This is a genomic window from Pusillimonas sp. MFBS29 (assembly GCF_020687695.1).
GTDB lineage: Bacteria > Pseudomonadota > Gammaproteobacteria > Burkholderiales > Burkholderiaceae_B > Pusillimonas_C.
Genome location: NZ_JAJEWL010000001.1, coordinates 197,134 through 214,780, shown reverse-complemented (window position 1 = coordinate 214,780; position 17,647 = coordinate 197,134). Strand labels below are relative to the sequence as shown.

The window sequence follows — 17,647 nt, the reverse complement described above, 5'->3', positions numbered from 1 at the left end:
TTAGCGGCATTCCACGAGAGGCTTAAAATAGCACTGTTCCCAACCCCTGGAGCCGCCAGCAAAGTGTCTACATTTTCGCCAGACCCCCATTCGATTCCCGCTCCCGCCAATTTCCGGCTCCTTACCGACGCCGAACGTCATGAGTCGCTGCAGGCAGCGCTGGCTGACTGGCAACCTGATCAGGATCTCTGGCTGTACGGCTATGGCTCACTGATATGGCGCCCCGAATTCGACTTTGCCGAGAAACGCATAGCCCTGCTGCATGGCTATCATCGAGCCCTGTGCCTGTGGTCACGGGTTAACCGGGGTACGCCTGATCAGCCGGGGCTGGTGTTTGGCCTGGATACCGGCGGTTCCTGCCAGGGTGTCGTATTCCGCATCCCGGCCGGCGATGTGCCCACCACCATGGAAGCCCTGTGGCGGCGCGAAATGCCCAGCGGCGCCTATATCCCCAAATGGCTCAATTGTCGTACGCGCGACGGATCTGTTTCTGCCCTGGCCTTCACCATGAACCGCAATACCGACGCTTACGTAAGCGGACTGCCTGTCGAGCGCCTGGTGCAAATCGTACGCAACGCTCATGGCAGTTACGGCCCATGCATAGAATATGTGCTGGAAACTGCACAAGCGCTGAAACAGTCAAATATCCACGACAAACGGCTGCAGCACCTGGTCGGCGCACTGCGTCACTCCATGGAAGAGCGCAACTGAACTGCATCCGGCGTCGTTCCAGTGCGACATCCGGTAAACTAGTATTTTCTTCCTTCCCTCATTTTCTGCCGCCACCATGACCGTTGCCGATATCCGCCAGAGCTACGAAAAATTCGAACTGACCGAGGCATCGCTGGCGGCTGACCCTTTCGAACAGTTCGCACTGTGGTTCGATGAAGCCCTGAAGGCCAACGTACCCGAGCCCAATGCCATGACACTGGCGACAACCACGCTGTCTGGCAAACCTTCGGCCCGCATCGTGCTGCTGAAAGGCTTTGATTCACGTGGCTTTGTCTTTTTTACCAACTATCTTTCCCGCAAAGGTCACGAACTGGCAGAAAACCCCAGCGCCAGCCTGCTGTTCTTCTGGCCGGCTCTCGAGCGCCAGGTACGGCTGGAAGGCTCAATCGAAAAAGTGGCTGGCGAGGAATCTGACACCTACTATCACAGCCGCCCCCTGGGCTCGCGCATAGGGGCATGGGTATCGCCACAAAGCCAGCCCATCACCCGTGAAGAGCTCGAAGAACGCAAGGAAAAACTGACTGCATCACTGGGCGAGAATCCGGCACGGCCTGAACACTGGGGCGGCTACCGCCTTGATCCGCAGCGCGTTGAATTCTGGCAGGGGCGCCCATCGCGCCTGCACGACAGGCTGGTGTTCCAACGCGATGCACACCAGGCCTGGACGCATGTGCGGCTGGCGCCGTAAGCAGCGGCACCAGAATTACCATGGCGCCAACACGTCCCGATTTTGATTCGGCTTTCTTTCGCTCCGCCCTGGGCCGATTTGCAACCGGCGTCACGGTGATCACCACTGAAGACCCGACGAATCACAAGCCACTCGGGCTTACCATCAGCTCATTCAACTCGGTCTCGCTGGAACCGCCGATGGTGCTTTGGTCTCTTACACGCAATGCCTCGTCACTGATTCACTTCCAGGCTGCACAGCGCTATGTCATCCATGTGCTTGCCGCGCCCCAGCTGAATCTGGCCAAGCGCTTTGCCTACGGCCCGCAAACAAAGCGCTTTGAAGGCCTGGCCCTGACACGTGCGCCCGGCGGTACACTGATGCTTGATGATCAGGAATGCGCTGCCTGGTTCGAGTGCTTCAACCTTACGCAGCACGATGCAGGCGACCACGTGATATTTGTCGGGCAGGTCGAGCATTGCCATCGAAATTTCAATCAGCCGCTGGTGTATCATGCGGGCGATTTCGACTTGACTCCGTCCACCGAACCTTTATCAAGCAACTGACAGGCGACAGACGGAATTAACAACCATGCAGGACATACTATGACAGCAGATATAGACTGCGTCGTACTGGGCGCCGGCGTCGTCGGCCTTGCCATCGCGCGTGAACTTTCCCTGGCAGGACGGGAAGTATTGCTAGTAGAGGCCACAGAGGCTATCGGCACAGGTACCAGCTCACGCAATTCGGAAGTCATTCATGCCGGGATCTATTACGAGGCAGGCAGCCTGAAGGCGCAACTGTGCGTCGCCGGCAAGCACATGCTTTACGACTATTGCGCCGAGCGCGGCATCGCGCACAAAAGAACCGGCAAGCTCATCGTCGCGGCCACACCGGAACAGAGTGCACAACTGCACCTGATTGCGGAGCGAGCCCGACGTAATGGTGTGGATGACCTGTATCAGATCAGTGGCGAACAGGCTCGCGCGCTGGAGCCGGCGCTGGTTTGTGATGCAGCACTGGTCTCTCCTTCGACCGGTATCATCGACAGCCATGGCCTGATGCTGGCCCTGCAGGGCGATGCGGAAAACCATGGTGCACAGTGCGTATTTCATACCACTTTCCGCCAAGGCAAGATCCTGGACTCAGGAGAATTCGAACTGGAGTTCGATGGCGACGAGCCCATGACGCTGACAGCCAACTGCGTGATCAACTCTACCGGCCTGCATGCACCGTCCGTGGCCCGCAAACTGGCCGGCCAGCCCGAACAATTCATTCCGGAAGCGTACTTCTGCAAGGGAAATTACTTTACCTTGTCTGGCCGCTCTCCCTTCAACCGTCTGATCTATCCCATGCCCGACAGCGCAGGTCTGGGCGTACACCTGACCATAGACCTGGGAGGGCAGGCGAAGTTCGGCCCCGATACGGAATGGATAGACGGCGAAGACTATTCACTGGATCCCCGCCGGGCCGATAGCTTCTATGCCGCAGTACGCAGCTACTGGCCGGCTTTGCCCGATGGCGCGCTTAATCCAGGTTACACGGGCATCCGGCCGAAGATTGTCGGCCCCGGCGAACCCGCCGCCGACTTCGCCATCGTAGGGCCTGCCGTGCACGGCGTTCCCAACCTGGTGAACCTGTTTGGCATGGAATCTCCGGCCCTGACGGCCAGCCTGGCCATCGCCCGAAACGTACACGAAGCGCTTGGCAAAGCGCCCAAGCCTGATGGAACACCAAAACATGAATGACTACATCCTGACCCTGTCCTGCCCTGATCGCATAGGCATCGTGCACAGCGTCACCGGCTGGCTGCTGGGCCTGCACGGCAATATTATCGATGCACAGCAGTTCGGCGAGGTAGAAACCGAACGTTTTTTCCTGCGCGTACACTTCGCCTTGCCCGAAGCCGCCGACGTAGCCGAGCTCAAGGCATCTTTCGAAAGCACTGCAAACAAGTTCAACATGCAGGCCAATATCCATGATGCGCAGCGCAAGGCGCGTCTGCTGATATTGGTCAGTCGCCAGGGCCATTGCCTGAATGACCTGCTGTTCCGCACGCATAGCGGCCAGCTTCCGGTCGAGATTGCCGGAATCGTGTCCAACCACCGGGATTATGAAGGCATGGCCAAGGCCTACGGGATTCCCTATCATTATCTGCCTGTCAGTCCCGAGACCCGCGAAGCACAGGAGCAGCAGATTCTTGATCTGGTAAAACAAGAGAACGTAGATCTGGTTGTGCTGGCCCGCTATATGCAGATTCTGTCCAATAATCTGTGCCAGGCCTTGTCGGGCAAAGCCATCAATATCCACCACAGTTTCCTGCCCAGCTTCAAGGGCGCCCGCCCGTATCACCAGGCCCACGCACGCGGTGTCAAAATCATAGGGGCCACAGCCCACTACGTAACCGCAGACCTGGATGAAGGCCCCATCATCGAACAGGACATCGAGCGCGTGGACCACGCACTGGGAGCCCACGATCTGGCCCGGGTCGGCAGCGACGTCGAGTCTCTGGTGCTGGCGCGGGCTGTGCAATCACATGTAGAACACCGCATTTTGCTCAATGGCCAGCGGACGGTGGTTTTCCGGTAACCGGCTTCTGGCGCCCGGGCCCGGCATCAGCCGAGCGCCCAGGCAGACGCTTTCAGTCGCCGGCCGCCAGTCCTTCCCGGCGTGGATCGGCACCTCCCTCCAGCTTACCGGGCAACAGGCGCACCGCCTGCACACCACTCGGGAAATCAATCTGCCGCACCTCGTGCCCCATCATCCGCAACTCATCGGCCACTCCCCGCAAGCTCGTGGATTTTTCAAGATCCGTATAAAGATTGCGGCTGCCGAAGTTGGGGAAATCTATCGCCTCTTGCATGCTCATGTCCCAGTCAAGCACGCCCAGCAACACCTTCGCCACATAGTTAACGATCGAGGCGCCACCGGGTGAGCCCAGTGCCATATAAGGCTTGCCATCCTTCAGAACCAGCATAGGCGACATCGAACTGCGCGGACGCTTGCCGGGTTCCACCCGATTGAGTATGGGTTTGTCATCGGCATCAACGTCAGACAGGGAAAAGTCAGTCAGCTGATTATTCAGTAAAAAGCCATCCACAAATATTTTGCTGCCGAAAGCCGACTCAATGCTGCTGGTCATGGACATTACGTCACCATCGCTGTCGACGACCACCACATGTGTCGTGGACGGTAACTCGGGCGAGGCATCCGCTCCGAGTACCGCCAGCATGCCCAGAGGATCACCTGCCGGTGCCCTGCCTATTGAACGCTTGGGCATGATCAGGTCTGCACGCAGGCTCAGGTATCGTGGATCCAGCAGGGCTTCGACAGGCACCTTGGCAAAGGCCGGATCCGCCACGTACATGGCCCGGTCTGCGAAGGCCAGCCGCCCGGCCTCGGAAAAATAATGTATGGCACCCGCCGACTCGGGCGCCAGCGTGGCGATAGGCGTATGGGACAACATCGTCAGCATCTGGATGATAGCCAACGGCCCCGAACTGGGCGGCGGAGCACCACACAAAACATAGACTTTATACGGCGCGCATAGCGGCTCACGTTCCAGCGCCCGGTAACCGGCCAGGTCATCCATGCTGAGGTCACCCGGGACCACGTGCGCAGCCACAGCCTGCACGATATCGTTTGCTATCCGGCCGCTGTAGAAAGCGTCTGCCCCACGCTCCGCCAGTTCACGCAGGGTTTGCGCCAGGGCGGGATTCTTCAGGATATGCCCTACCGGCCAGGCCTGGCCTTTGTCATCGTAAAAATAAGCAGCCGACGCTTTCTGTCGGCGCAGCTCGACGTCATCCACCAGCATGTGATGCAAACGAGGCGACACGGCAAAGCCATGTTCCGCCATATGTATGGCTGGCTCGAACAACTGCGCCCACGGCAGCTTGCCGTGCTCATTATGGATCTGCTCGAGCATGCGCAGCACGCCAGGCGTACCCACCGACAGGCCGCTATTGACGGCACTCTTGAAGTTTATGGCCTCGCCTCCCAGCATGAAACGGTTGCCTCGTGCCGTTGCCGGTGCGGTTTCGCGGCCATCGTAAGCCTGGACTTTCTGAGTCTGTGCGTCATAGCCGACCAGAAAAGCGCCGCCCCCTATGCCGGACGACTGAGGCTCGACCAGTGTCAGCACCATCTGGGCCGCAATGATTGCGTCGGCGGCACTGCCCCCTTGCGCCAGTATGTCGACACCCGCCCCGGTCGCCAGCGGGTTGGCGCTGCTGACCATGTAATGTTCAGCGTAAGCCGCTTGCGAGCGCTGCCGGCCAGTGGCGATTTCCGGTTGAGTATCTTCCTTGGCCAGCACACCGCCTTGCCCCGGATCCCCGCGCAGCAACAGCGCGGGGATGTCGGCCCCCCGGGCGGCCGGCCACACGCACAACAAAGCTACCGCCATCAGCAGACCTTTGAACCGGGCCTGAACGCTATTCATCAATCAAACTCCTTGCTGGAATGGGCAGCTTGCGCCAGCCACGTCTCGAATGATGCCAACGCCTCGGATCGCTCGCTGACCAAGGGATAGCTGAAAAAATAAGCCTCAGGCACTTTCAACATGCCTTCCGCCGGGGTGACCAGCACACCATCTGAAATCTCTTGTTGAACCAGAAAGCGCGGCACAAGTGCAACTCCGAGACCGGCCCTGACCGCCGCCAGTGTCATGGTAAACAGCTCATAGCGTGGCCCGGCACTGATGGAGGGAATGTACTCTTTATTTTGCGCCTTATACCAGTTGCGCCAGGCATCCGGACGCGAACTCATGTGCAGATGAACCAGGCCGGCAATACCGCGTCCGGACGCTTTAGCCCGATCCCGGAGCTCGGGAATGCACACGGGCAGCAGCTCTCTTTCGTCGAACAGCTTGATTCCGGCCGTATCCGGCCATATCTGCGCGGCATGGTAGATGGCCGCATCGAAGGGATGGTCCTTGAACTGAAAAGGCAATGTGCGAACCGACAGGCTGATGACCACGTCTTCATGTTGCCGCTGGAAATCCGGCAGACGCGGCAGCAGCCAGGTAGTCGCCAGGGTCGGCAACACGGCGATATGCAGGCTGCGGCCCATGCCGGAGCGCGAGATCAGGCCAAAGGTGTCTTTCTCGAGCTGTTCCAGGTGATGGCGCACCCGTGCCGCGTATTCCGCACCGGCATCGGTTACCGCGACACGGCGGCGCACGCGCGTCAACAGTTGAACGCCGAGCCTTTCTTCCAGCCCGGTCACCTGACGATAAATGGCACTATGCGTCAGCGACAGCTCTTCCGCAGCCCGGGAAAACGAACCCAGCCTTGCGGTTGCCTCGAACGCCTGTAAAGCTCCCAAATGGGGAATTCCGTTTCTCATATACCTTGATCACCATACTGCGGATACGGGGTGCAATATGCCGGCACAGGCCATCGCCCGATGCTACCAGAGTAGAATCAGCTTTCCGGACTGTATGGCATGTCTTGCGGAAATAGCAAGACATTGTGCAATTTTATCAATTGCGTTGTGCATGCAACGCACATTATCCTCACCCATTATGACATCCAGCACTCTTCCCACACCCAGCCCCCGTATGGGCGGACACATACTTGTCGATCAGCTGCTTGCACACGGCACCGAGCACGTATTTTGCGTACCTGGCGAAAGTTATCTGGCGGTTCTTGACGGCCTGCACGATGCCGACATACAGGTAACCGTATGCCGTCAGGAAGGCGGTGCATCCATGATGGCCGATGCCTATGGCAAGCTGACCGGCAAGCCTGGCATCTGCATGGTAACGCGCGGACCGGGCGCGGCCAATGCGATGGCAGGGGTGCATATTGCCATGCAAGACTCCACGCCGTTCATTCTGTTCGTTGGTCAGATTGAACGTGGCATGCGTGAGCGCGAAGCCTTTCAGGAAATGGATTACCGCGCAGTGTTTGGTACGCAGACCAAATGGACGACCGAAATAGACCAGGTCGAGCGCATACCGGAAATTATTTCACGAGCCTTTCACATTGCGACCTCGGGTCGTCCGGGCCCGGTCGTCATTGCCCTGCCCGAAGACATGCTGGTCGAGATGGCCGCCGTCGCCGACGCTCCTCGTTACGAGGTCATTGAAAGTGCTCCCACCACCCAGCAACTGCAGGCACTGGCACAACAGCTGGCCCAGGCCCGCAAGCCCATCGCCATTTTGGGTGGCACCCGCTGGAATCAATCGGCCGTTGACCAGTTTTCCGACTTCTGCACACGCCACCAGTTACCCGTAGCCGTTCAGTTCCGCCGGCAAATGCTCTGCTCGACCGCCCATCCCTGCTTCGTCGGTGATGTCGGCCTGGGCAGCAATCCCGAGCTGATGCGCTACATCAAAGAAGCCGACCTGGTCCTGCTGGTGGGTGGACGCATGCCCGAGGTGGCCAGCCAAAGCTATAGTCTGTTCGATATTCCTGTACCAGCCCAGAACCTGATTCACGTACACCCCGACGCAAGCGAGCTGAACCGTGTTTATCGGGCCGACCTGGGCATTAACGTGTCGCCCATGGCGTTCGCCCAGGCCTTGTCTGACCTGAGCCCTGCACACACACCGGTCTGGTCTGCCGAACGTGATCGCCTGCGCGCCAGTTACGTGGCCTGGAACGACCCGACAGCCATCACCCATCCGGGCACGCTGCAAATGGGCCAGGTCATGAATTACCTGCGTACGGCCCTGCCCGACGACGCCATTCTGTGCAATGGCGCGGGCAATTACGCCACCTGGGTGCACCGCTTTCATCCGTTCACCCGCTACGGCACCCAACTGGCACCTACATCCGGGTCCATGGGCTACGGCCTGCCCGCTGCCGTGGGCGCCAAGCGCATCAACCCCTCGAGAACGGTCGTGTGCTTCGCCGGCGACGGCTGCTTCATGATGCATGGCCAGGAATTCGCCACCGCCGTGCAGTATCAGCTTCCCATAATCGTGCTGCTGATCGACAATGGCATGTACGGCACCATACGCATGCACCAGGAGCGCAATTACCCTGCGCGTCTGTCGGCAACCGCTTTGCAGAACCCTGACTTTGCCGCCTATGCCCAGGCTTTTGGCGGCCATGGCGAGCGCGTGGAAACCACCGAGCAATTCGCACCCGCATTCGAGCGCGCACTGGCCAGTGGCAAACCCGCCATCCTGCATTGCCTGATCGATCCGGAAGCAATTTCCCCGACGACCACACTGCAGAAGATACGAGAACAGGCTCAGGCCGCACAGGCCTGACGGCCAGCACCAATCCAGCCTGGCACCCATTTTTAATTCAACCTGATAACGGAACCCCACTATGTCGGCAGCCCCAACCTTTCATTGGCAAGATCCCCTGTTGCTGGACGCCCAGCTGACGGATGAGGAACGCATGGTGCGCGACGCCGCACACGCCTATGCACAAGACAAACTTGCACCACGCGTGCTCGAAGCCTTTCGTCACGAAAAAACCGATGCCGCGATTTTTTCCGAAATGGGCGAACTCGGTCTGCTGGGCGCAACCATTCCCGAGGAATACGGCGGCGCCGGCCTGAACTACGTCTGCTACGGCCTGATCGCCCGCGAAGTCGAGCGTGTCGATTCAGGCTATCGCTCAATGATGAGTGTGCAATCGTCGCTGGTCATGGTGCCGATCAATGAGTTCGGCAGCGAAGAGCAAAAACAGAAGTACCTGCCCAAGCTTGCGCGCGGCGAATGGATAGGCTGCTTTGGCCTGACCGAACCCAACCATGGCTCCGATCCCGGCGGCATGGAAACACGTGCAGTCAAGACCGATGGCGGCTACAAGCTCAGCGGCAACAAAATGTGGATCACCAACTCGCCTATAGCCGACGTATTCGTCGTGTGGGCCAAGGTCGTTGGCGGTGAAGACGACGGCAAGATCCGTGGCTTCATTCTGGAAAAAGGCATGAAGGGTCTGTCGGCACCTGCCATACATGGCAAAGTAGGCCTGCGCTCTTCCATTACCGGAGAAATCGTCATGGACGAAGTCGAGATCGACGCCGGACAGATGTTGCCCAAGGTCACCGGTTTACGCGGCCCGTTCACATGTCTTAACTCGGCACGCTACGGCATCGCCTGGGGTGCGTTGGGCGCAGCTGAAGCCTGCTGGCACACTGCCCGTCAGTACACCATGGATCGCAAGCAGTTTGGCCGTCCGCTGGCACAAAACCAGCTGATCCAGAAAAAACTGGCCGACATGCAAACCGAAATCACTCTGGCGCTGCAAGGTTGCCTGCGTCTTGGCCATATGAAAGATGAAGGCACTGCAGCCGTCGAGATCACCTCGATCATGAAGCGTAATTCCTGCGGCAAGGCCCTGGATATCGCCCGCCTGGCCCGCGACATGCTGGGCGGCAACGGCATTTCCGACGAGTTCGGCGTTGCCCGGCACCTGGTCAATCTGGAAGTGGTCAATACCTATGAAGGGACGCATGACGTGCACGCCCTGATTCTGGGCCGTGCCCAGACGGGACTGCAGGCATTCTTCTAATCCGGCAAATGCGCCGCACATAAAAACAGGGGCAGTTCATAATGAACTGCCCCTGTTTCCTTTGTGCTAGCGAGGTTCGGCCTCGAGATCAAACAGACTGGTAGCCTCGACCTCAAGAACCTGTTCATCTTTTTGGTTGAATACGCGCCAGGTCCAGCGCAGTATGCCCAGATCGCTGCGGGTCGACGAGGTACGCAGCGAGTCTACAGTTGCCTCGAGACGCAGGGCGTCACCAGCCCGCACAGGCAGAATCCAGCGCAAGCGTTCAAGACCGGGAGACGCGAACGATTCGGAATTGCGCAATGCTGCATTGACAGCCATGCGCATGGCCAGGCTGCAAGTCAGCCAGCCACTGGCAATCAACCCATCCCAGCGGCCTTCCTTGGCCTGCTCGGGATTGACGTGAAACCACTGAGGATCATATGCCTTGCCAAACGCCAGCATTTCCTCTTCGGTGACGACAATCGGGTCATGCCTGATGACCATCCCGACTTTAAACTCGCTAAATTTCATGGTAAGGCCAGAACCTTTGTGGTTAGCAACAAACCTTACAGTTTACCCTTAATACACATTGAAGGGCCGGCAGCAGCGCAGCCGCCAGGAACTCAAGACCAGCGCCAGGAGCAAGTGCGTGGACGGGCTCTAGAAAAATGCGGCGGAAGCTCGGCCTATACGGTCGTTAACCGCCTGCCAGCCGGAGTCCAGCGGCGGCTGCTCGAGCAGGATGCGGTCATACCCCTGACCATCGAGCCGTCGCAGCAAGGCATACAGCTCGCGTGCGTATGCGACCGGCTCGCTGGCACACTTGAGCCAGTCAACGCCGACAGTATCTTCCTGATGTTGTGGCTCAAACACCAGGGCTGCGGTACGCCCGCGTGACTGCCCCGGAACACCTTGCCGTGCAGCCTGCAGCAAGTGCTCCAGAGGCAAAACCCGCAAGGGTGTGCGCGGCGCATAATGCGCCTTTAACGAGCCCGAAACCCGGGGAGCACCTTCGTCGGGCCGCGCCGGCATCACGCCCAGCACCTCTGCTATCTGGGCTGCAGAGATATGCCCGGGCCGCAGCAATACGGCGCCAACGCCTTCGTCCGCCCGGGACACGTCGATAATCGTGGACTCTATACCCACTTCGGACGGGCCGCCTTCCAGTATCAGCAGGCGATCGACGCCCAACTCGGGAAACTCGGCGCGCACATGTGCCGCATGGGTAGGCGAGACTTGACCGAACTTGTTGGCCGATGGTGCGGCAACACCGCCCTGGCCATTGGGTTTGCCACGAGCAAACTCCCGCAGCAGAGCCTGTGCAACAGGATGCGACGGGCAACGTAACCCTATGCTGTCTTGCCCGCCACTGACAGCAGAGGGAATATGGGCGGCGCGTGGCAGGATCAAAGTCAGTGGTCCCGGCCAGAACGCCTGTATCAGGGCTCGTGCCTGAGCCGGTACCGAGGCAGCCCAATAACTCAGGTCGGCTTCGGGAGCCACATGCACGATGACCGGATGATTGACCGGACGCCCCTTGGCAGCATAAATACGCGCAATGGCTTGCGGATTCTCTGCATCGGCACCCAGGCCATAAACGGTTTCAGTGGGAAAAGCGACCAGACCGCCATCCAGCAAACGTCGGGTCGCCTGCGTCAGCTGGCGATCGATGTTTGGGGTCGCAGGTGCTGCAGGCTCGCTCATGGGTGATATTCCAGACCCAGTATCTGTGCGACCTGCGCTGCCCTTGTGCGTGCCTGCTGCAATGTGGCGCCCAACACGTTCACATGGCCCATCTTGCGCCCGCGCCTTGCCTGGGTCTTGCCATACAGGTGCAGCTTGGCACCTGACACCGCCAGTACGCCGCTCCAGTCGGGTTCACGCTGGGTGCCGTTGACATCGAACCAGAGGTCGCCCAGAAGGTTCAGCATAACCACCGGACACAGGCTGTCGGTATTGCCCAGAGGCAGGCCGGCCATGGCCCTGGCTTGTTGCTCGAACTGGCTGGAGACGCTGGCATTCATGGTGAAATGTCCGCTATTGTGCGGACGGGGTGCGATTTCGTTGGCGACCAGACTGCCGTCCTGCAGAATAAAGAACTCGACGCACATCACGCCGACGTAGTCCAGCGCTCGCGCAATCGCAAGCGCCGCATCGGCGGCCTGCTGTGCCTGCGCGGCATCAAGCAATGCCGCATCGACCGTGGATACGGCCAGGATGCCGTTGCGATGCTCGTTCTGTGCCGAGGGGTACAGTACGACTTCGTCATTATGGCCACGCGCCATGACCACAGACAGCTCGCTGGCCAACGGCAGCATCGCTTCGAGCACGCACTCTGCCTGCCCGAATTCATCGAACGCAGCGGCCGCTTCAGCACGGCTGCCGACCCGGGCCTGACCCTTGCCGTCGTAGCCCAGGCGCGCGACCTTCAGTATGCCCGGAAAGAGCGCGTCGGGTGCGGCTGCGATATCAGCTTGCTCACGCACGGGCACATAAGGCGCGACCGGAACACCTGCGGACTGTATAAAGGCTTTTTCCTGAATGCGATCCTGTACGATGGCCACAGCCTCACCCGCCGGACTGACGCGAACCTTGTCCGCCAGGGTCTTCAGGCTGAATGCGGGAACGTTCTCGAATTCGGTCGTGATGGCCTGGCAACGCTCGGCCAGGCGTGCCAATGCAGCTTGGTCCTGGTAGCCTGCCTGTATATGCAGGTCGGCCACAGCACCGGCCGGACTGGATTCATCAGGATCCAGCACCGCCACTTTATAGCCCAGGCTTTGCGCTGCATGGCAGAACATGCGGCCCAGCTGGCCTCCACCCAGTATTCCCAGCCAGCCACCCGGCGCTATGGAAGAATCATGTGAAGTTGGGCTCATGAAAATATGACCTGTAATCGGTAATGCAAAAAATGATTGTCAGCACAGACCGGCGCACCGATCTGCGGGATTCACAGCGTAACGTGCGGAGGAACCACCATGGCGCGTGCTGCTTCGGTTTGTCGGGCGCGAAAGGCTATCAGTCGCTGTTGCAACGCGGCGTCGGTTGTTGCCAGGCACGCAATGACATGCAAGGCCGCATTGGCCGAGCCGGCCTCGCCTATAGCGAAAGTGGCAACGGGCACGCCTTTGGGCATTTGAACAATGGACAGAAGCGAATCTTCGCCCCTGAGGTAACGTGATGGTACCGGAACACCAAAGACCGGCAGCGGCGTCAGGGCCGCCATCATGCCTGGCAGGTGTGCCGCACCGCCCGCACCGGCGATAATCGCCTTCAGGCCGCGATCGACGGCACTCGCCCCGTAGTCGGCCATATCGTGCGGCATACGATGCGCAGAAATCACTCGGGTTTCGTGGGCAATGCCGAATTCATCGAGCATTGCGGCCGCATGCTGCATGACATCCCAGTCGCTGGATGATCCCATGATCAGACCCACAATGGGCGCATCATGCTGTGTCGTATTGCTCATGTTGAGTTCCACTATGTCAGTCTAGGCCATCAGCCGGGTTGCCGCTTCGCGATACTTGGCTGCCGTTTTTTCAAGCACATCGGCCGGCAGGCGCGGAGCGGGCGGTGTCTTGTCCCAGGTTTGGGTTTCGAGCCAATCACGCACGAACTGCTTGTCGAACGATGGCGGGCTGATGCCGACGGCGTATTCGGACGCGGGCCAGAACCGTGAGGAGTCTGGCGTGAGAACCTCATCCATCAGATGCAACTGACCCTGCTCGTCGAGCCCGAATTCGAACTTCGTGTCGGAAATGATAATGCCCTTGTCGGCGGCAAATTGCGCAGCCTCGGAGTACAGGCACAAGGTGGCCGAACGTATGGCCTCGGCCAGCTCGCTGCCTACCTGATTGACCACATACCCGAAATCGACGTTCTCATCGTGCTCGCCGAATTCCGCCTTGGCGGCCGGCGTGAAGATGGGTTCAGGCAGACGGCTGGCCTGCTGCAAACCTGGTGGCAGAGCGACTCCGCATATGCTGCCGGTACGCTGGTAGTCTTTCCAGCCCGAACCGATCAGGTAGCCACGTGCCACGGCTTCGACCAAAATGGGCTTGAGCCGCTTGACCACTACTGCCCTGCCCTGCACCTGATCGCGCTCTTGTGCGGTCACGACATCGGCCGGATCAATGCCCGTGGAATGATTGGGCAAAATGTGGGCCAGCTTGTTGAGCCAGAACTCGGTGAGCTCGGTCAGCACCTGGCCCTTGCCCGGAACAGGATCATCAAGAATGACATCAAAGGCCGAGATGCGGTCGGTCGCAACAATCAGCAATTTATCATCGCCCACCGCATACATGTCGCGCACCTTGCCTCGTGCAAGCAGCGGCAAAGACGTGATGCTGGATTGATGTAGGGCCTTGAGCACGATGTTTCCTTGAAAAGAAAGGGCCTGCTGACAGGCCCTGACAAAACTTGCAGCTGATTTTATTGAACGACCTGGGCCAGCTCGCCTGCAGCGTAGCGTTTTGCCATGTCGGTCAGGGGGATAACCTTGATCTTGCTGGCGTTGCCTGCTGTGCCGAATTGCTCGTAGCGCTGCTTGCAAATCAGCTTGGCAGCCGCACGGGCCGGCTTCAGGTATTCACGAGGATCAAACTTCGATGGATTCTCGCCCATGAAACGGCGAATCGCGCCGGTCATGGCCAGGCGGATATCGGTATCGATGTTGACCTTGCGCACGCCGAACTTGATGGCTTCCTGAATTTCTTCCACGGGCACACCGTAGGTTTCTTTCATGTCGCCGCCGAATTCGCGAATTTCCGCCAGCAGGTCCTGAGGCACGCTGGAGCTGCCGTGCATGACCAGGTGGGTGTTGGGCAGGCGTGCGTGGATTTCCTTGATGCGGGAAATAGAGAGAATGTCGCCTGTGGGCTTGCGGGTGAACTTGTACGCGCCGTGGCTGGTACCGATGGCGATGGCCAGAGCATCAAGCTGGGTCCGGCGCACGAAATCGGCAGCCTGCTCGGGGTCGGTCAGCAATTGATCCATGGTCAGGGTGCCTTCAGCACCGTGGCCATCTTCCTTGTCGCCCTTCATGGTTTCCAGCGAACCCAGGCAACCCAGCTCTCCTTCGACGGTCACGCCCAGCTTGTGGGCCATTTCCACCACACGGCGGGTGACGTCAAGGTTGTATTCGTAGTCGGCAATGGTTTTGCCGTCTTCCTCGAGCGAGCCGTCCATCATGACGCTGGAAAAGCCCAGATCGATGGCGCCCTTGCAGATGGCGGGCGACTGACCGTGGTCCTGGTGCATGACGACAGGAATGTTGGGATAGGTTTCAACAGCTGCCTGAATGAGATACTTCAGAAAGCCTTCGCCTGCGTACTTTCGCGCACCAGCCGAAGCCTGCATGATCACCGGGCTGTCGGTTTCAGCCGCGGCTTCCATGATGGCCTGGACCTGTTCAAGGTTGTTAACGTTAAACGCGGGGATGCCATAGCCGTTCTCTGCTGCGTGGTCGAGCAGCTGGCGCATGGAAACAAGGGCCATGAAGAGACTCCTGAAATCAGTTGATAGGGATGGTGATCATTTTACCCGAATGTGGCGGCAATCATGATCGGCCACGTATCCATGCGATACAAGGTAATTCAAACTTGTTATTCGTGCGCTGCGCCCGGTGCAACCCGAATTGCCGACTTGGGCCGAAAAGCCTTGATCACGTCCGGCCGGGTCTCGGTGTACGGACCTCCGATCAGGTCTATGCAGTAGGGAACGGCTGCAAAAATACCCGGCACCTTCACGTTGCCGTCAGCATCTTTCAGGCCTTCAAGGGTTTCCTTGATCGCCTTGGGCTGTCCCGGCAGATTGATGATGAGCGCCGCATGATCTGCGGTTTCGCGTATCACGGCAACCTGTCGCGACAAGATTGCGGTGGGGACAAATGCCAGGCTGATCTGACGCATTTGCTCGCCAAATCCCGGCATTTCCTTGCTGCCCACCGCAAGCGTGGCCTCGGGGGTAACGTCTCGTGCGGCGGGTCCGGTGCCGCCCGTAGTCAGCACCAGGTCACAGCCTAGCTCATCAACCAGCTCGGTCAGGGTCGCGGAAATCTGCGCTGCCTCATCGGGGATCAGGCGCGCCGCAAACTGAGGGGTTCTTGTCAGCGCCTTGCTCAGCCAGTCTTGCAGGGCTGGAATTCCTTCGTCTTGGTAAGTGCCGCTGGCGGCCCGATCTGAAACAGACACCAGGCCTACGAGCAACTCATCAGGATGACGGCGGACTAGACGAACTGAACTGGACATGTTTTCCTCTGTCGGCCACCCATGGGAGCGACCGTGGTATCAAGATTTTAATGTTTGATGGCAATGGTCTTGAGTACGGTAAAGCCGTAAAGGGCCTCGAAGCCCTTCTCACGCCCGTAGCCTGACTGGCCGGTACCACCAAAAGGCAGTTCCACACCACCACCCGCACCATAATTGTTGATGAAGACTTGCCCGGACCGGACCTTGCGTGCGAATCGCAGCTGACGTGCGCCGTCTTGTGTCCAGACGCCAGCGACCAGGCCAAAAGGCGTGCTGTTGGCGATGCTCAGGGCCTCTTCTTCGGTGTCGAAAGGTATCGCTGCCAGTACGGGCCCGAAGATCTCTTCCTGGGCCAGACGATGAGAAGGCGGTACGTCACCCAACAGAACAGGCGGCTGATAATACCCGCCCTTGGGAGCATTGATGTCGAGCTGGCCTTGCGCAACCACGCTGATGCCGGCCTCGTCGGCCTCTTGCAGGAATGCTTTGACGCGTTCGAGCTGACGTGCATTGATCAATGGGCCGCAATCGGGATCATCGGCAGCGGCCCCCGTGCGGGTCGCTTTGAACTGTTCGGCAAGGCGACCCATCAGGTCAGTGTAAATGGCACGCTGCACCAGCAGGCGACTCCCGGCCGAGCAGGTTTGGCCCGCGTTCTGGATGATGGCGTTCAACAATACCGGCACGGCCGCATCGATATCGGCATCTGAAAAGACGATCTGCGGTGACTTTCCGCCCAGTTCGAGGGTGACCGGAGCGAAATGGTCGGCGGCAGCCTGGGCCACCTGCTTGCCTGTCTGGGGCGAACCCGTGAAGGAAATATGCGCGATACCGGGATGGGCGGAAAGCGCCGCACCGGCTTCCGAACCCAGGCCGGTGCAGATGTTCAGTGTGCCTTCGGGCAAGCCGACTTCCACGGCGATTTCGGCCACCTTCAGTATGGAAAGGCAGGCATCTTCAGCAGGCTTGACCACGCAGGCATTGCCTGTTGCCAGCGCCGCACCTACGCTGCGCCCGAAAATCTGCAAGGGGTAGTTCCAGGGGATGATATGACCTGTCACCCCATGCGGTTCACGCACCGTCAGTACGGTGTAGTCGTGGGGATAAGGAATGGTCGTTCCGTGCAGTTTATCGACCGCGCCGGCGTAGAACTCGAAGTAACGGGCCACGGCGGCCGCATCAGAGCGGGCCTGCTTGATGGGTTTCCCCGTATCGCGCGATTCGATCTGTGCGAGCGTTTCCTGCTGATCCAGCAAGGCCTGGCTTAATCGCAAGAGCAAGCGGCTGCGTGCCGCAGGCGCCATCTTGCCCCAGGCACCCACGCTGGCCCCTTGGGCGGCCTGAACGGCGGCATCAATATCGGCAGCGCTGGACCGGGCGATTTCGGCATAAGGCTGGCCCGTCGACGGATCGATCACCTTTACATACTGCCCCGACAAGGCATCAACCCATTTGTTTGCGATGAAATTTTTGTACTTCATATTGCTTGATTCCATAGTGACAGGCCAGATATGAAAGGAGACCTGATGCAGGTCTCC

17 protein-coding genes are annotated in these 17,647 nt (G+C 59.3%); 7 read left to right on the top strand and 10 right to left on the bottom strand.

Annotated elements, in window-relative coordinates:
• The first annotated feature begins 63 nt into the window (after positions 1 to 63).
• From LKR43_RS01045 to purU, 5 genes are all read left to right on the top strand, one after another.
• On the top strand, positions 64 to 711 hold the full coding sequence (locus LKR43_RS01045; RefSeq protein WP_227681988.1) for a gamma-glutamylcyclotransferase: 648 nt from the start codon (positions 64 to 66) through the stop codon (positions 709 to 711).
• Positions 712 to 787: 76 nt separating this feature from the next.
• Positions 788 to 1,420, top strand: coding sequence for a pyridoxamine 5'-phosphate oxidase (gene pdxH, locus LKR43_RS01040; RefSeq protein WP_227681987.1), 633 nt, complete (start codon positions 788 to 790; stop codon positions 1,418 to 1,420).
• 20 nt (positions 1,421 to 1,440) lie between these two features.
• Complete coding sequence (locus LKR43_RS01035; protein WP_227681986.1) at positions 1,441 to 1,965, top strand: flavin reductase family protein; 525 nt, start codon at positions 1,441 to 1,443, stop codon at positions 1,963 to 1,965.
• 39 nt (positions 1,966 to 2,004) lie between these two features.
• A complete protein-coding gene (locus LKR43_RS01030; protein WP_227681985.1) occupies positions 2,005 to 3,147 on the top strand; it encodes an NAD(P)/FAD-dependent oxidoreductase in 1,143 nt (380 codons plus the stop codon).
• Positions 3,125 to 3,988 (top strand): formyltetrahydrofolate deformylase, encoded by an 864-nt coding sequence (purU, locus tag LKR43_RS01025; protein ID WP_227681984.1) that lies wholly within the window; start codon positions 3,125 to 3,127, stop codon positions 3,986 to 3,988. The genes LKR43_RS01030 and purU overlap by 23 nt, the downstream gene beginning before the upstream one ends.
• A 52-nt stretch (positions 3,989 to 4,040) precedes the next feature.
• Here the strand turns inward: purU and ggt are convergent, their stop codons facing one another.
• Positions 4,041 to 5,843: a gamma-glutamyltransferase gene (gene ggt / locus LKR43_RS01020; protein ID WP_227681983.1), complete on the bottom strand. Its 1,803-nt coding sequence runs from the start codon at positions 5,841 to 5,843 to the stop codon at positions 4,041 to 4,043.
• Complete coding sequence (locus tag LKR43_RS01015) at positions 5,843 to 6,748, bottom strand: LysR substrate-binding domain-containing protein (RefSeq protein ID WP_227681982.1); 906 nt, start codon at positions 6,746 to 6,748, stop codon at positions 5,843 to 5,845. The genes ggt and LKR43_RS01015 overlap by 1 nt, the downstream gene beginning before the upstream one ends.
• Before the next feature lie 178 nt (positions 6,749 to 6,926).
• Here LKR43_RS01015 and LKR43_RS01010 point away from each other — a divergent pair, with 178 nt between their 5' ends.
• A complete protein-coding gene (locus tag LKR43_RS01010) occupies positions 6,927 to 8,624 on the top strand; it encodes a thiamine pyrophosphate-binding protein (protein ID WP_227682290.1) in 1,698 nt (565 codons plus the stop codon).
• 61 nt (positions 8,625 to 8,685) lie between these two features.
• Positions 8,686 to 9,879: an acyl-CoA dehydrogenase gene (locus tag LKR43_RS01005; RefSeq protein WP_227681981.1), complete on the top strand. Its 1,194-nt coding sequence runs from the start codon at positions 8,686 to 8,688 to the stop codon at positions 9,877 to 9,879.
• A gap of 66 nt (positions 9,880 to 9,945) precedes the next feature.
• On the opposite strand, the gene LKR43_RS01000 is transcribed toward LKR43_RS01005, so the two are convergent.
• The 8 genes from LKR43_RS01000 to LKR43_RS00965 form a co-directional block, all read right to left on the bottom strand.
• Positions 9,946 to 10,392: a MaoC family dehydratase gene (locus LKR43_RS01000; protein ID WP_227681980.1), complete on the bottom strand. Its 447-nt coding sequence runs from the start codon at positions 10,390 to 10,392 to the stop codon at positions 9,946 to 9,948.
• A 129-nt stretch (positions 10,393 to 10,521) separates the two neighbouring features.
• Positions 10,522 to 11,565 carry an L-threonylcarbamoyladenylate synthase gene (locus LKR43_RS00995; protein ID WP_227681979.1) on the bottom strand — a complete coding sequence of 348 codons (1,044 nt, stop codon included), beginning with the start codon at positions 11,563 to 11,565 and terminating at the stop codon, positions 10,522 to 10,524.
• Positions 11,562 to 12,740, bottom strand: a complete 1,179-nt coding sequence (locus LKR43_RS00990; protein WP_227681978.1) for a 5-(carboxyamino)imidazole ribonucleotide synthase — start codon at positions 12,738 to 12,740, stop codon at positions 11,562 to 11,564. The genes LKR43_RS00995 and LKR43_RS00990 overlap by 4 nt, the downstream gene beginning before the upstream one ends.
• 71 nt (positions 12,741 to 12,811) lie before the next feature.
• On the bottom strand, positions 12,812 to 13,330 hold the full coding sequence (purE, locus tag LKR43_RS00985) for a 5-(carboxyamino)imidazole ribonucleotide mutase (RefSeq protein WP_227681977.1): 519 nt from the start codon (positions 13,328 to 13,330) through the stop codon (positions 12,812 to 12,814).
• 21 nt (positions 13,331 to 13,351) lie between these two features.
• Positions 13,352 to 14,233: a phosphoribosylaminoimidazolesuccinocarboxamide synthase gene (locus LKR43_RS00980; protein WP_227681976.1), complete on the bottom strand. Its 882-nt coding sequence runs from the start codon at positions 14,231 to 14,233 to the stop codon at positions 13,352 to 13,354.
• 59 nt (positions 14,234 to 14,292) lie between these two features.
• A complete protein-coding gene (gene fba, locus LKR43_RS00975; protein ID WP_227681975.1) occupies positions 14,293 to 15,357 on the bottom strand; it encodes a class II fructose-bisphosphate aldolase in 1,065 nt (354 codons plus the stop codon).
• A gap of 107 nt (positions 15,358 to 15,464) precedes the next feature.
• Entirely contained in the window at positions 15,465 to 16,109 is a 645-nt protein-coding gene (gene mog / locus LKR43_RS00970) for a molybdopterin adenylyltransferase (protein ID WP_227681974.1), read from the bottom strand.
• Positions 16,110 to 16,156: 47 nt separating this feature from the next.
• The gene (locus tag LKR43_RS00965; RefSeq protein ID WP_227681973.1) at positions 16,157 to 17,590 is read right to left on the bottom strand and encodes an aldehyde dehydrogenase family protein; all 1,434 of its coding nucleotides are present in this window, start codon (positions 17,588 to 17,590) and stop codon (positions 16,157 to 16,159) included.
• Positions 17,591 to 17,647: the final 57 nt, after the last annotated feature.

Coding starts and splice junctions, on each gene's coding strand:
- LKR43_RS01000 (WP_227681980.1), bottom strand. CDS start 10,392: ATGAAATTTAGCGAGTTTAAAGTCGGGATGGTCATCAGGCATGACCCG.
- LKR43_RS00965 (WP_227681973.1), bottom strand. CDS start 17,590: ATGAAGTACAAAAATTTCATCGCAAACAAATGGGTTGATGCCTTGTCG.
- LKR43_RS01030 (WP_227681985.1), top strand. CDS start 2,005: ATGACAGCAGATATAGACTGCGTCGTACTGGGCGCCGGCGTCGTCGGC.
- purU (WP_227681984.1), top strand. CDS start 3,125: ATGGAACACCAAAACATGAATGACTACATCCTGACCCTGTCCTGCCCT.
- LKR43_RS01005 (WP_227681981.1), top strand. CDS start 8,686: ATGTCGGCAGCCCCAACCTTTCATTGGCAAGATCCCCTGTTGCTGGAC.
- LKR43_RS00995 (WP_227681979.1), bottom strand. CDS start 11,565: ATGAGCGAGCCTGCAGCACCTGCGACCCCAAACATCGATCGCCAGCTG.
- pdxH (WP_227681987.1), top strand. CDS start 788: ATGACCGTTGCCGATATCCGCCAGAGCTACGAAAAATTCGAACTGACC.
- purE (WP_227681977.1), bottom strand. CDS start 13,330: ATGAGCAATACGACACAGCATGATGCGCCCATTGTGGGTCTGATCATG.
- ggt (WP_227681983.1), bottom strand. CDS start 5,843: ATGAATAGCGTTCAGGCCCGGTTCAAAGGTCTGCTGATGGCGGTAGCT.
- mog (WP_227681974.1), bottom strand. CDS start 16,109: ATGTCCAGTTCAGTTCGTCTAGTCCGCCGTCATCCTGATGAGTTGCTC.
- LKR43_RS01035 (WP_227681986.1), top strand. CDS start 1,441: ATGGCGCCAACACGTCCCGATTTTGATTCGGCTTTCTTTCGCTCCGCC.
- LKR43_RS00990 (WP_227681978.1), bottom strand. CDS start 12,740: ATGAGCCCAACTTCACATGATTCTTCCATAGCGCCGGGTGGCTGGCTG.
- fba (WP_227681975.1), bottom strand. CDS start 15,357: ATGGCCCTTGTTTCCATGCGCCAGCTGCTCGACCACGCAGCAGAGAAC.
- LKR43_RS01015 (WP_227681982.1), bottom strand. CDS start 6,748: ATGAGAAACGGAATTCCCCATTTGGGAGCTTTACAGGCGTTCGAGGCA.
- LKR43_RS01010 (WP_227682290.1), top strand. CDS start 6,927: ATGACATCCAGCACTCTTCCCACACCCAGCCCCCGTATGGGCGGACAC.